Below are 13068 nucleotides of genomic sequence, written 5' to 3' on the forward strand. Positions count from 1 at the left end.
CATAACTCCATGTTCAGGCATAAAAAAAGGGAGCCATCAGGCTCCCTTCTACTATACATTCAAACGCTTATGCTTTCAGCTTACGCATCACCAGCGTGGCATTGGTGCCGCCGAAACCGAAGCTGTTGGACATAACGGTAGTCAGTTCACGCTCGGTTGTCGCAGTGACGATGTTCAGACCTGCAGCCTGCTCGTCCATCTCTTCAATGTTGATGCTCGGCGCGATAAAGCCGTTTTCCAGCATCAGCAGAGAGTAGATCGCTTCCTGCACGCCAGCCGCACCCAGGGAGTGACCGGTCATGGCTTTGGTAGCGGAGATAGCCGGGCTGTTGTCGCCGAACACTTCACGGATAGCACCCAGCTCTTTTACGTCGCCTACCGGAGTAGAGGTACCGTGGGAGTTCAGGTAGTCGATTGGGGTATCAACGCCGTGCATCGCCATCTTCATGCAGCGCACTGCACCTTCGCCTGATGGAGCCACCATGTCTGCGCCGTCAGAGGTTGCGCCGTAGCCAACAATTTCAGCATAGATGTGCGCACCGCGGGCCAGAGCGTGTTCCAGCTCTTCCACCACGACCATACCGCCGCCGCCTGCGATAACAAAGCCGTCACGGCTTGCATCATAGGTACGGGAGGCTTTTTCCGGGCATTCGTTGTATTTGGTGGACAGAGCACCCATCGCATCGAATTCACAGGCCATTTCCCAGCCCAGCTCTTCGCCGCCGCCAGCAAATACGATGTCCTGTTTACCCAGCTGGATCTGCTCTACTGCGTTACCGATACAGTGAGCGGAGGTCGCGCAAGCGGAGCTGATGGAGTAGTTTACGCCGTGGATTTTGAATGGGGTCGCCAGACAAGCGGAAACCGCTGAACCCATCGCTTTGGTCACCACGTATGGACCGACCGCTTTCAGGCCGCGCGGGCTACGCATCGCGTCCGCACCAAACACCTGCGCTTTAGAAGAGCCGCCGGAGCCAGCAATCAGACCTACACGCGGGTTGTTTTGATAAACCTCTTCGCTCAGGCCAGCGTCAGCAATCGCTTCCTGCATAGAGAGATAGGCGTAGATGGAGGCATCGTTCATGAAACGGACCACTTTGCGATCGATCATGCCCGTGGTGTCCAGTTTTACATTACCCCATACGTGGCTACGCATGCCGGAATCTTTAAACTCTTCAGAGAAGGTGATCCCGGAGCGTCCTTCACGCAGAGATGCCAGGACTTCCTGCTGGTTATTACCGATGCTGGAAACGATGCCCAAGCCAGTAATCACTGCACGTTTCATTCAATACCTCTGTAAGTCGCACTATTTAAGTTTCGAGTCGCACAATAGCGTACACTTGTACGCCGAACAAGTCCGATCAGCCATTTTCTGCGGAAATTTGCACCATCAGACGCACATCGTTAAGATCGCGGCACAGCCTGTCAGACGAGTAACTTACGTGAAACAAAACGCTATACAACCCGCCAACCTCGAATTCAACGCTGAGGGTACACCTGTTTCCCGAGATTTTGACGATGTCTACTTCTCTAATGATAACGGACTGGAAGAGACACGTTATGTTTTCCTCGAAGGAAATCAGCTGAATTCCCGTTTTCTGCTGCATCCCCGCGATCTCTTTGTGGTGGCGGAGAGCGGATTTGGCACCGGGTTGAATTTCCTCACCCTCTGGCAAGCGTTCGATCGCTTTCGTGCGGCGCACCCTGACGCTACGCTGCAAAGGTTACATTTCATCAGTTTTGAGAAATACCCGCTGGCCGCCGACGATCTCCGTCTGGCGCATCAGCACTGGCCGGAATTAGCCCCCTGGGCGGAACAGCTTCAGGCCCAGTGGCCACTGCCTATCGCAGGCTGTCATCGCCTGCTGCTGGACGGCGGGCGCGTCACGCTCGATATCTGGCTGGGGGATATTAACGAACTCACCGACAAGCTGGATGATTCCCTGAACCAGCAGGTTGACGCCTGGTTCCTCGACGGTTTTGCCCCGGCCAAAAACCCGGATATGTGGACCCCAGAGTTGTTTGCCGCCATGGCGCGTCTGGCGCGGCCCGGTGGGACGCTCGCCACCTTTACCTGCGCCGGGTTTGTCCGTCGCGGCCTGCAGGAAGCAGGCTTTACCATGAAAAAAACCAAGGGCTTTGGCCGCAAGCGCGAAATGCTCGTTGGGGTGATGGAGCAGGACCGCCCCTCCCCTGCCCGCACCCCGTGGTTTGCCCGTCCGGCCAGCGACGGGCGCGAAACCGCCGTAGTGGGCGGCGGGATTGCCAGCGCGTTGCTGTCGCTGGCGCTGCTGCGCCGTGGCTGGCAGGTGACGCTCTACTGTGCCGACGACGCTCCGGCAGCGGGTGCCTCCGGCAATCGTCAGGGGGCGCTCTATCCCCTGCTTAGCGCCCACGATGCTGCGCTGAGCCAGTTTTTCCCGGCGGCGTTCACCTTTGCCCGCCGCCTGTACGACACCCTGCCGGTGGCCTTTGATCATGCCTGGTGCGGCGTGACTCAGCTTGGCTGGGATGAGAAGAGTCAGCAGAAAATTGACCATATGCTCGCTCTGGGCCTGCCCGAGCAGATCGCGGTGGCGGTCAACGCCCGTCAGGTGGAAGAGAGCACCGGGGTGCCCACCGGCTGCGGCGGGATCCAGTATCCGCTCGGCGGCTGGCTGTGCCCGGCGCAGCTTACCGCGGCGGCGATCGCGCTGGCGCAAACTCTGGGCCTGCAGGTGCACTATGGCCGCAAGGTGACGTCGCTGGCGCAGACCGACGCCCGGTGGATGTTGCAGTTTGCCGACGGTGAGCAGGCGCAGCATGGCAGCGTGGTGCTGGCGAATGGACACGGCATCAGCCAGTTTAGCCAGACTGCACCACTGCCGGTCTACCCGGTGGGTGGCCAGGTGAGCCATATCCCGGCGGCACCGCAGCTGAGCCAGCTACGTCAGGTGCTCTGCTACGACGGGTATCTGACGCCACAAAATCCGGCCAACGGCCAGCACTGCATCGGCGCAAGCTATCATCGCGGGCAGACCGAGCCGCAGTACAGCGATGAGGACCAGCAGCATAATCGCCAGCGTCTGCTCGACTGTTTGCCGCAGGCGGCATGGGCGCGTGAGGTGGATGTCAGCGCAGGCGAGGCGCGCAACGGCATTCGCTGCGCCACCCGCGATCATCTGCCGATGACCGGGGCGGTACCGGACTATGAAGCCACGCTGACGGCTTATCAGGATCTCGCCAGCAACACATCCCAGGCGGTCAGCGCCCCGGCGTTCCGGAATCTGTTTATGCTGGGCGGGCTGGGCTCCCGCGGGCTCTGTACGGCGCCGCTGACGGCGGAGGTTCTTGCCGCCCAGATGAGTAACGAGCCGATTCCACTGGACAGCCACACGCTGGCCGCTCTCAATCCGAACCGGTTATGGGTGAGGAAGTTGTTGAAGGGGAAGATGGTGAAATCGTAGGCCCGGTAAGCTTAGCGCCACCGGGCGTCTGGCAGAGGAGCCGTTTTAACGCCGGGCGGCGCATCCGCTTGCCCGGCCTACATGTCCTGGCGCTAACTTATGACGTCAGGCTGGCTTTCTGAAACAAGGTTTCCCACATCCCCAGCACTAATGACTGGTCGCGCGGAGAGAGTTCGCCGGCCAGAATCGCTTTTTCCAGGCTGCGGGAGACTTCAGCATGCACCGCGTCCGCAGAGTGGTCGTCACCGGCTTCCAGTTCGGCGACGGCCAGCGTCAGGTGACCACGCAGATAACCGCTGGCAAACAGTTCATCGTCACTGGCGTGCTCCACCATGTCATCAATTAACGCCAGAATGCGTGATTCAAATTCTGCGATCATCTTCTTTCCTCAGTTAAGATCTTCCGGCCACGGGAAGTGTTCCGCCGTGATGTCCGGCGTGTGGTAATAATTCTGTAAAGCCTTGATCAAGCGCGCCGGACGTTCCGGGATGCCTTTCTCAAGATACTCCATCACCTGCGCGTGCACGCGGCGCTGGAAGACAATACGGTCTGGCTCGAAGTCGCCTTCGAGATTGTCGCAGCTGACGTTGAACGGAAATCCTGCCGCCACGCAGAAGAGCCATTCCAGCGCCTGGGGTTTCACTTCCACATCTTCAAACTGCCCCTGGGTCGCAGCGTCACGCCCGTCCGGGCAGTACCAGTAGCCAAAGTCCACCAGCTCGCGGCGCGCTTTACCGGCAATGCACCAATGGGATATTTCGTGCAGCGCACTGGCGTAAAAGCCGTGGGCAAAGACGATCCGGTTGTACGGTAGCTCTGCATCAGCAGGAAGATAGATCGGTTCGTCGTCGCCTTTAATCAGACGGGTATTAAAATCTTGTGCGAAGCAGCCGTCGAAAATCTCAATCAGCTGTTCGTATTTATGCGTACTGTTCATTAGTTCATCCCCAACCAGTGGAGGATCTCCTGTCCGTGGCTGTCATAAAGAAGTTTGGCACTCATCACGGCCGAGACAATGACAATCATCGGACGGATAAGCTGTTGCCCTTTGCTTAACACCAGGCGCGAACCTGCCCGCGCGCCCAGAAATTGTCCGGCCATCATTACGAAGCCGGTCGCCCAAATCACCTTCCCGCCGATGATAAAGAGCAGCAGACCACCGACGTTAGAGGTGGCGTTCAGCACTTTCGCATGGGCGGTGGATTTGGCGAGGTTGAAACCAGCCAGCGTGACAAACGCCAGGGCGTAAAACGACCCGGCCCCGGGCCCGAAGAAGCCGTCGTAAAAGCCGACGCAGCCGCCCGCGATCAGGGCAAATGGCAGACCGTGCAGGCGGCGCTGCCTGTCCTCTTCACCCAGTTTCGGCATCAGTAAAAAATAGAGACCAATGCAGATGACGAGAATCGGCAAAATCTGGCGCAAAATATCGGACTGCACATGCTGAACCAGCAGCGCCCCGCTGGTCGATCCAATAAAGGTCATCAGGATGTTGAGCTTCTGATCGGCCAGGCTCACCACCTTGCGGCGGATAAAATAGAGCGAGGCGGATAACGATCCGCCACACGCCTGCAATTTGTTGGTCGCCAGCGCCTGGGCCGGGCTCATGCCCGCCGCCAGCAGGGCCGGAACCGTCAGTAACCCGCCGCCACCGGCCAGGGCATCAATAAACCCGGCCAGCATGGCGATAAAAAACAGCGCCACCAGCATCAGCGGCGACACCATAAACAACTCAGCAAATTGGTCCATCACAGGGCATGCTCATCCAGTAGCGCCTGACAGGAAGGCGGCAACGGAGGCGGTGTCTTCTTCACAGGCTTGGTGGGTCCAGGTTTCGCTGGCTCAAACCAGCTTTGTAATTCCGCGCCGCAGCCATCGCCTGGCGGCGGTAACGGTTGATCTTCACACTCGAGGCTGTTCGCCGGGCATCGCAGGCGCACGTGCATGTGCGCGCGGTGCTGGAACCACGGCCGCACTTTACGCAGCCAGTCGCGGTCGGTTCCGGCATCTTCGCATAGCTGCTGCTTGATGGCCGGGTTAACGAAGATACGTGTGACGTCGTTATCTTCCGCCGCCAGCTTGATCATGCTGGAGACCTCTGGCGACCAGCGCGACGGCACCACCCGCTTGCCATCGCTGGAAACCAGATCGAGCGCCTGCGGCTTCAGCAGTTGCGAAGATGACCAGCGCGTTTTCGGCAGCTGGAGGAAGATATCGACATCCAGCCCGGTCTGGTGGCTGGCGTGGCCGCCGTTAAAGCGTCCGCCTGCCGGCATCCCCATATCGCCCACCAGCACCGTGCCGAGTCCCAGGTTATGCACCTGGTTACCCAGTCGCTGAATAAACAGCACCAGGTCCGGGTGGCCGAAGTAGCGGCGCTGGTCGGTACGCATCACCTGATACGTATCCGACTGCAGAGGAAGTTCCTGCGCACCAACGATACAGCCATTAGAGAACGCCCCAATTGACTGGGCGCTGCCCGCGATCGGGTGGGTGATTTTTTGCCATGGCGTTGCCGCCAGAGCGGCTCCACTGGCAAGCAGCGCCAGCAGAGCAATTGCGGTTTTTTTCATGGTTACCAGCGTGGAATGGTGGTCGTCACATCCGCATTCTGCGCGCGATGGCGCAAGAAGTGATCCATCAGAACGATCGCCAGCATTGCTTCGGCGATCGGCACTGCGCGGATCCCGACGCAGGGATCGTGACGTCCTTTGGTGATCATCTCAACTTCTTCACCAGAGCGGTTAATGGTGTGGCCCGGCACGGTAATGCTGGAGGTCGGTTTCAGCGCGATGTTGGCGATAATCTGCTGACCGCTGCTGATGCCGCCTAAAATACCGCCCGCGTGATTGCTCTGGAAGCCCTGGGCTGTGATCTCGTCCCGGTTCTGGCTGCCACGAAGCTGAACCACGTCAAAACCGTCGCCAATCTCCACCCCTTTTACCGCATTGATGCTCATCATCGCATGGGCGATATCAGCATCGAGGCGGTCAAAGACCGGCTCGCCCCAGCCCGGCGGTACGCCGTCAGCCACCACGGTGACTTTGGCGCCAATGGAGTCGCCCTCTTTCTTCAGGGCGCGCATCAGTTCATCGAGCGCTTCCAGCTTCGAGGCGTCAGCGCAGAAGAACGGGTTCTGTTCAACCTGCTCCCAGTCGGCGATCGCCAGCGGGATATCGCCCATCTGGGTCAGGCAGCCGCGAATGGTGATGCCAAACTTCTGTGCGAGGTATTTTTTGGCAATGGCCCCTGCCGCGACGCGCATGGCGGTTTCACGGGCGGAGGAGCGTCCGCCGCCGCGATAGTCGCGGAAACCATATTTCTGCTCGTAGGTGTAATCGGCGTGACCCGGACGGAACACATCCTTAATGGCACCGTAGTCCTGGGAACGCTGATCGGTATTCTCAATCAACAGGCCGATGCTGGTGCCGGTGGTGCGTCCTTCAAAGACGCCTGACAGAATTTTGACTTGATCCGGCTCGCGGCGCTGGGTGGTGTAACGTGACGTGCCTGGACGGCGTCGGTCGAGATCGTGCTGTAAATCGGCTTCAGTCAGTTCGATACCTGGCGGTACGCCATCAACGATACAGCCCAGCGCCAGCCCGTGGGACTCACCAAACGTCGTCACACGGAATAATTGTCCAATACTGTTTCCTGCCATCACGGCTCCGTTTTCGTTGTTCTGTATTTGAGCTTTCTGTGTTTGCGCAATGTGAAACGGGCCGAAGCCCGTTGGATTAATCTTTGTAGATGCTGAAATGTTCGCGCGCGGCGAGAAGCTGCGCTTTGGTCAGCATGAAGACGCCGTCGCCACCGTTGTCGAACTCGAGCCAGGTGAACGGCACATCCGGATATTGCTCCATCAGATGTACCATGCTGTTACCGACTTCACAAATCAGAATGCCGTTGTCGGTGAGATAATCTGGCGCGCAGGCCAGAATGCGGCGGGTCAGCTTCAGGCCGTCGGAGCCGGAAGCCAGGCCCAGCTCTGGCTCGTGACGGTATTCGTTTGGCAGGTCTGACATGTCTTCTGCGTCAACGTACGGCGGATTGGTCACAATCAGGTCGTACTGCACTTTTGGCAGGTCACGGAACAGATCGGAACGGATCGGCGTGACGTGATGGATCAGACCGTGCTCTTCAATATTGTGTTCCGCTACCGCCAGCGCATCAGGGGAGATATCGACAGCATCCACTTCCGCTTCCGGGAAGGCGTACGCGCAGGCAATGGCGATGCAGCCGCTGCCGGTACACATATCCAGGATATGCTCAGGCTGATGGTCAATCAGGCCAGCGAACTGGTTGTTGATCAGCTCACCAATCGGCGAGCGCGGCACCAGCACGCGTTCATCGACAAAAAACTCATGGCCGCAGAACCAGGCTTTGTTGGTGAGGTAGGCCACCGGAATGCGCTCGTTAACGCGACGGATCACGCGCTCAACAATGCGGTGTTTTTCGCTGGAGGTAAGGCGCGCGGAGCGCATATCTTCAGGAATATCCAGCGGCAGATAGAGGGATGGCAGAACCAGCTGTACCGCCTCATCCCACGGGTTGTCGGTACCATGGCCGTACCAGATATTGGCCGCGCTGAAACGGCTGACCGCCCAACGCAACATGTCCTGAATGGTTTGCAGCTCATTTACCGCTTCATCGACAAAAATTTTATCCACTATGTTCTCCAGGGCATGCTCGCTAAATTTTCGGCGGCTAGTGTGCCATGAAGACGGCGATAAATCAGCACTGTCGCTAACGGCTTGCGGGTAAAAAATGCGTTTTGCCGCGCAGTGAGTCAGGTACACTGTCGGAAATAAGAGATGAGACGACCCCATGAAAAAGAAAATATCGCTCAGCGAGGAGGATCAAACGCTGTTTCGTCAGCTAATGACCGGCACGCGTCAAATCAAGCAGGACACCATTGTCCACCGCCCGCAGCGCAAAAAAGTGAGTGAAGTTCCGGTAAAACGACTGATTCAGGAGCAGGCCGACGCCAGCCACTACTTTTCCGACGAGTTTCAGCCGCTGCTGAACACGGAAGGTGCGGTGAAATATGTGCGCGCGGACGTCAGCCATTTCGAGCTGAAAAAACTGCGTCGGGGAGATTATTCGCCGGAGCTGTTCCTCGATCTGCACGGGCTTACCCAGATGCAGGCGAAACAGGAGCTGGGCGCGCTGATTGCCGCCTGCCGTCGCGAACATGTTTTTTGTGCCTGCGTGATGCACGGCCACGGCAAACATATTCTCAAGCAGCAAACCCCACTGTGGCTGGCTCAGCATCCACACGTGATGGCATTTCATCAGGCACCGAAAGAGTATGGCGGTGATGCCGCCTTGCTGGTGTTGATTGAAGTGGAAGAGTGGCAACCGCCTGAGCTGCCCTGAGAGGCAGGCGGGTGGCTCATGCTACCCGCCTGGGTCCGATTTACATCAGATAGCTTTCGCCATCTTCAGATTGCAGGGGCTCATCTGCCAGTTGAAGACGCCAGCACCCGTTTCAGAGAGGGTAACGTTGGCAATGGCAGAGGTGCTGAACATTGGCGGCGTTTCGCCCGGGCAGAGTTCAGCCACCAGATAGCCGACTAACGGCAGATGGGAAATTACCAACGCAGAGGCGACACCTTCATTGCACAGCGCCTGAAGATAAGCACTGACAAGACCCACGTCGCCACACGGGGTAAGCTCTGGCAGAACATCGACATTGGCTGGCAGGTTCATACACTCCCCTACCACATCCAGCGTCTGTTCAGCGCGTAAGAACGGGCTGACGAGGACACGTTCAATATCCACTTTTTGCCCTTTCAACCAGGTAGCCATTTGACGGGACTCGTCACAGCCGCAAGGCGTCAGAGGACGTACAGAGTCACTGGCAGCATCAAGTGCCGCGTCACCGTGACGCATGATAAAAACTTGCATATTGCACCGCTTTTGTTGACCAGGATCACCGGTGTTATTACCCCGTGTGAACACATAACGAGGTAGAAAACCCGATGGCCGGGCATTGTGCCTGATCCATCCGTTGAATGAAACGCTGTTTTTTACCTCAACGGCGTAAGTATAGTCAATGTCTGTTTACAAATTAGACAGGACCAGACCCTTCAACGGCGGATTTACTCTTATTTGACCTTAATTTACAAGGTCAGTTTCCTTTGCTGGCCAAAATCGCAGCCCCTGATCCGCCATCTGCAATAATGTGTCACACGGTGTAAACCGAGGCCCATATTGCACAGCCAGTCGTTGTAAAATCGCAACAACTTCACCCGCACCTACGCTATCCATATAGCGGAACGGGCCACCCAGGAAAGGTGGGAAACCAATGCCAAAGACGGCGCCAATGTCGCCATCGCGGGCATTTTTAATGACCTTCTCATCAAAGCAGCGCGCCGCTTCGTTGAGCATCATCATCACGCAGCGTTCCGCGCACTGTGTCGCAGAGAGTTTGCCCTCGCCGCCAGACTTAATAAGCCCATAAATCGCCGGGTCGACCCGCTTCTTGCTTTTACGCCCTTTTGGGTCGTAAAGATAGAAACCGCGGCCATTTTTTCTGCCTTTGCGATCGTCATTCAAAATTGCAGAAACAATGTTTGCGGGCGCGCTAAAGCGTTCGCCGTAAGCGCTTTCCAGCACAGGTATAATTTTAGTGCCGGTATCGATTCCCACCTCATCCAAAAGTTGGATTGGGCCCACGGGGAAACCAAACTTCACCAGCGCATTATCGATATGCTCGACCTTTTCGCCTTCGGTCAGCAGGCGCATGGCCTCGTTGATATAGGGGGCCAGAATGCGGTTGACGTAGAACCCGGCTTTATCAGCCACCACCACCGGCGTTTTGCCCTGCATTTTTGCCAGCTTAACGACGGTGGCGATGGTCTGCGGGCTGGTTCCGGCATGGGGGATAACCTCCACCAGAGGCATTTTTTCAACCGGACTAAAGAAATGCAGCCCGATCACCTGCTCAGGGCGCGCGGCCTGGGCTGCAATATCGCCGATAGGCAATGAGGAGGTATTAGAGGCAAATATGGTGTGCGGCGCACAGTTCGCTTCGACCTCGGCCACCATCTGCTGTTTCAGCGCCAGGTCTTCAAATACTGCCTCAATCACCACATCGCGATGACGGAATCCGCTGTAGTCAGTGGTGCCGGAGATCAGCGCCAGCTGGCGATCGCGCTCGCTGGCTTTGATATGGCGGCGTTTGACCTTTTTATCAAGCAGCTGCCAGCTGTACTGCAGGGCGTGGTTGATCCCTTTCGGGTTGATGTCTTTGATCCGCACCGGTAATTTGCCTTTGCTGGCGCTGACGAAGGCGATCCCGCCCCCCATCAGGCCACCGCCCAGCACGCCAATTGACGCCAGCGGCGCAGGCTCGGCTTCGCTGCCGGGATCTTTCTTCACGTCGGTGCTGGCAAAAAAGATGCTGCGCAGCGCCTGAGACTGCGGCGTCATCGCCAGCTCGCCAAAGGCTTTCGCTTCTGCGGCATAGCCGCTGCTGCTACCCTGGGTCAGACCGGTATGAATAACCTCAAGAATGCGTTTTGTCGCCGGGTAGTTGCCCTGGGTTTTTTGCTCGGTTTTGTTCGCCACCATTTTAAACAGCAGCGCACGGCCCAGCGGCCCTGCCAGCACACGCTCGCGCACCGGTAAGCGACGGCTGTCGGGTTTGCCTTTCAGCGCGCGCGCCACGGCGGCCTCCAGCAGAATGGAATGCGGAACCACCTCATCCACCAGCCCGACTTTCAGGGCCTGGCGTGGGCGCAGCTGTTTGCCGGCGAGGATCATCTCCAGCGCCGTGCTGACGCCCACCAGTCGCGGCAGACGCTGGGTGCCGCCTGAGCCGGGCAGTAAGCCAAGCTGTACCTCCGGCAGGCCCAGCACCGTTTTGGCGTCGTCGGTACAAATTCGTCCGTGGCAGGCCAGCGCCAGCTCCAGGCCGCCACCGAGACAGGCGCCGTTGATCGCCGCAATCACCGGAATGGTCAGGGCGTGAATTTCGGCCATGATCTGCTGCCCCTGACGGGCCAAATCTTCCGCTTCCTGGGCGCTTTCAGCGCGGGCAATCATGTTGATATCGGCCCCGGCGATAAAGTTATCCGGCTTGGCCGAGATAAACACCAGCCCGCGCAAGGCTTTGTTTTCTCGCACCTGTTTGAGGATAGCGCGAACCTGACCGCCAAACTCCGCTTTCAGGGTATTCATCTTTTCGCCTGGGGCGTCAATGGTGACGACCGCCACGTTGTCCGGACGCACGTCCAGGGTGAATGCCGTTGTCATCTCCATTACTCTGCCTCCAGAACCATTGCGGCACCCAGGCCACCCGCAGCACAGGCGGTGACCAGTCCAAACCCACCGCCGCGACGGCGCAACTCATGCAGCGTCTGGGTAATCATCCTCGCCCCGGTCGCCGCAAAGGGGTGGCCATACGCAATGGAGCCCCCCAGCACGTTAAATTTGCTTTCGTCCACTTCGCCGGTGGCGTGGGCGCGGCCCAGCACATCGCGGGCAAAACGATCGCTTGCCAGCAGTTGCAGGTTGGCCAGAGTTTGCGCGGCAAAGGCTTCATGCATGTCGATGAGCGTCAGATCGCCCATCGTCAGTCCGGCGCGCTCCAGCGCCAGCGGCGTGGACCAGGCAGGCCCCAGCAGCATGTCCTGCCAGACATCAATGGCGGTAAAGGCATAGCTGCGCAGATAGCCGAGCGGCTTCAGCCCCAGCTCTCTGGCGCGGGATTCGGTCATCAGGATCACCGCTGCCGCGCCGTCGGTTAACGGCGTGCTATTCGCCGCCGTGACGGTGCCATGTTTGCGGTCGAATGCCGGACGCAGTTTCGCGTAATCCGCCAGCGTAGAGGTGCCGCGAATATTGTTATCCTGGCTTAGCGGTTCGCGGAATGGTGGGGTGTAGGCGGTCATCACCTCCTCCGCCAGCTTGCCTTCGGCCCAGGCCTGAGCGGCGCGCTGATGCGAGCGGTGCGCCAGGGCATCCTGCTGCTCACGGGTGATGCCATAGGTCTTCGCCATCTGCTCGGCGGTATCCCCCATTCGCAGCCCGGTGGAGTATTCCGCGACCGCAGGCGGAACAGGAAGGAGATCGCGCAGACGCAGGCGCGAGAACAGTGACAGCCGCTGCCCGGTGGTGCGGGCCTTGTTGACGTCTACCAGCACGCGCGCGAGCTTTTTGCTGACGCCAATCGGTAACACGGACGAGGAGTCTGCGCCCCCGGCTATCCCGGCGCGAATGGTGCCGGTAATCAGGCTTTCTGCCACGTTCGCCACTGCCTGAAAGCTGGTGGCGCAGGCGCGGCTGACGCTGTAGGCATCGGTGTGGACATTCATTCCGGTGCCCAGCACGATTTCACGGGCGATATTTGGCGCTTCCGGCATTTGCACGACCTGGCCAAAGACCAGCTGTTCAATCACCTCGGGTGGGATTTCACTGCGAGCCAGCAGCTCCCCTACAACCATTTTTCCCAGATCGACGGCAGGTACGCCATGATACGCCGTCGCCTGACGGGCAAATGGCGTGCGTAATCCACTGACAATGGCAATGCGATCCCCCTGACGGGTGATTAGCGGTAATGCCTGACTCATAACGCTCCCCTGTGAATAACAAATGCGCAAAGTGGTCTGACCTGATA

The 13068-nt window shown here is 58.4% G+C and carries 12 protein-coding genes; 2 read left to right on the forward strand and 10 right to left on the reverse strand.

Features of this window, described 5'->3' with window-relative positions; genetic code table 11:
• Positions 1-67: 67 nt before the first annotated feature.
• Positions 68-1285 carry a beta-ketoacyl-ACP synthase I gene (gene fabB / locus FHC51_RS21000; RefSeq protein WP_114386035.1) on the reverse strand — a complete coding sequence of 406 codons (1218 nt, stop codon included), beginning with the start codon at positions 1283-1285 and terminating at the stop codon, positions 68-70.
• Positions 1286-1442: 157 nt separating this feature from the next.
• Here fabB and mnmC point away from each other — a divergent pair, with 157 nt between their 5' ends.
• Positions 1443-3446, forward strand: a complete 2004-nt coding sequence (mnmC, locus tag FHC51_RS21005; RefSeq protein WP_220436522.1) for a bifunctional tRNA (5-methylaminomethyl-2-thiouridine)(34)-methyltransferase MnmD/FAD-dependent 5-carboxymethylaminomethyl-2-thiouridine(34) oxidoreductase MnmC — start codon at positions 1443-1445, stop codon at positions 3444-3446.
• A 97-nt stretch (positions 3447-3543) separates the two neighbouring features.
• Here mnmC and FHC51_RS21010 read toward each other — a convergent pair whose 3' ends face one another.
• The 6 genes from FHC51_RS21010 to prmB all read right to left on the reverse strand — a co-directional run bounded on the left by FHC51_RS21010 (position 3544) and on the right by prmB (position 8113).
• Complete coding sequence (locus FHC51_RS21010; protein WP_103825173.1) at positions 3544-3825, reverse strand: YfcL family protein; 282 nt, start codon at positions 3823-3825, stop codon at positions 3544-3546.
• Positions 3826-3834: 9 nt separating this feature from the next.
• Positions 3835-4383 (reverse strand): elongation factor P hydroxylase, encoded by a 549-nt coding sequence (locus tag FHC51_RS21015; protein ID WP_114314355.1) that lies wholly within the window; start codon positions 4381-4383, stop codon positions 3835-3837.
• The gene (locus tag FHC51_RS21020) at positions 4383-5192 is read right to left on the reverse strand and encodes a sulfite exporter TauE/SafE family protein (protein WP_103180532.1); all 810 of its coding nucleotides are present in this window, start codon (positions 5190-5192) and stop codon (positions 4383-4385) included. Before FHC51_RS21020 ends, FHC51_RS21015 begins: the two co-directional genes overlap by 1 nt.
• Positions 5192-6016, reverse strand: a complete 825-nt coding sequence (gene mepA, locus FHC51_RS21025) for a penicillin-insensitive murein endopeptidase (protein WP_114314353.1) — start codon at positions 6014-6016, stop codon at positions 5192-5194. The genes FHC51_RS21020 and mepA overlap by 1 nt, the downstream gene beginning before the upstream one ends.
• 2 nt (positions 6017-6018) lie before the next feature.
• Entirely contained in the window at positions 6019-7104 is a 1086-nt protein-coding gene (gene aroC, locus FHC51_RS21030; protein WP_220436523.1) for a chorismate synthase, read from the reverse strand.
• Positions 7105-7180: 76 nt separating this feature from the next.
• Positions 7181-8113 (reverse strand): 50S ribosomal protein L3 N(5)-glutamine methyltransferase, encoded by a 933-nt coding sequence (gene prmB / locus FHC51_RS21035; RefSeq protein ID WP_114386029.1) that lies wholly within the window; start codon positions 8111-8113, stop codon positions 7181-7183.
• A 157-nt stretch (positions 8114-8270) separates the two neighbouring features.
• On the opposite strand from prmB, the gene smrB reads away from it, so the two are divergent.
• Positions 8271-8822 (forward strand): endonuclease SmrB, encoded by a 552-nt coding sequence (gene smrB, locus FHC51_RS21040; protein ID WP_103825178.1) that lies wholly within the window; start codon positions 8271-8273, stop codon positions 8820-8822.
• Between the two features lie 45 nt (positions 8823-8867).
• Here the strand turns inward: smrB and sixA are convergent, their stop codons facing one another.
• The 3 genes from sixA to fadI form a co-directional block, all read right to left on the reverse strand.
• Positions 8868-9353: a phosphohistidine phosphatase SixA gene (gene sixA / locus FHC51_RS21045; RefSeq protein ID WP_103180541.1), complete on the reverse strand. Its 486-nt coding sequence runs from the start codon at positions 9351-9353 to the stop codon at positions 8868-8870.
• Positions 9354-9563: 210 nt separating this feature from the next.
• Complete coding sequence (fadJ, locus tag FHC51_RS21050) at positions 9564-11711, reverse strand: fatty acid oxidation complex subunit alpha FadJ (RefSeq protein ID WP_220436524.1); 2148 nt, start codon at positions 11709-11711, stop codon at positions 9564-9566.
• Positions 11711-13021 (reverse strand): acetyl-CoA C-acyltransferase FadI, encoded by a 1311-nt coding sequence (gene fadI / locus FHC51_RS21055; RefSeq protein WP_103825180.1) that lies wholly within the window; start codon positions 13019-13021, stop codon positions 11711-11713. The genes fadJ and fadI overlap by 1 nt, the downstream gene beginning before the upstream one ends.
• Between the last annotated feature and the right edge of the window lie 47 nt (positions 13022-13068).

It is taken from the genome of Leclercia sp. EC_58 (assembly GCF_019584355.1).
Lineage (GTDB): Bacteria > Pseudomonadota > Gammaproteobacteria > Enterobacterales > Enterobacteriaceae > Enterobacter.

Coding starts and splice junctions, on each gene's coding strand:
- fabB (WP_114386035.1), bottom strand. CDS start 1,285: ATGAAACGTGCAGTGATTACTGGCTTGGGCATCGTTTCCAGCATCGGT.
- FHC51_RS21010 (WP_103825173.1), bottom strand. CDS start 3,825: ATGATCGCAGAATTTGAATCACGCATTCTGGCGTTAATTGATGACATG.
- FHC51_RS21015 (WP_114314355.1), bottom strand. CDS start 4,383: ATGAACAGTACGCATAAATACGAACAGCTGATTGAGATTTTCGACGGC.
- FHC51_RS21020 (WP_103180532.1), bottom strand. CDS start 5,192: ATGGACCAATTTGCTGAGTTGTTTATGGTGTCGCCGCTGATGCTGGTG.
- mepA (WP_114314353.1), bottom strand. CDS start 6,016: ATGAAAAAAACCGCAATTGCTCTGCTGGCGCTGCTTGCCAGTGGAGCC.
- aroC (WP_220436523.1), bottom strand. CDS start 7,104: ATGGCAGGAAACAGTATTGGACAATTATTCCGTGTGACGACGTTTGGT.
- smrB (WP_103825178.1), top strand. CDS start 8,271: ATGAAAAAGAAAATATCGCTCAGCGAGGAGGATCAAACGCTGTTTCGT.
- sixA (WP_103180541.1), bottom strand. CDS start 9,353: ATGCAAGTTTTTATCATGCGTCACGGTGACGCGGCACTTGATGCTGCC.
- fadJ (WP_220436524.1), bottom strand. CDS start 11,711: ATGGAGATGACAACGGCATTCACCCTGGACGTGCGTCCGGACAACGTG.
- fadI (WP_103825180.1), bottom strand. CDS start 13,021: ATGAGTCAGGCATTACCGCTAATCACCCGTCAGGGGGATCGCATTGCC.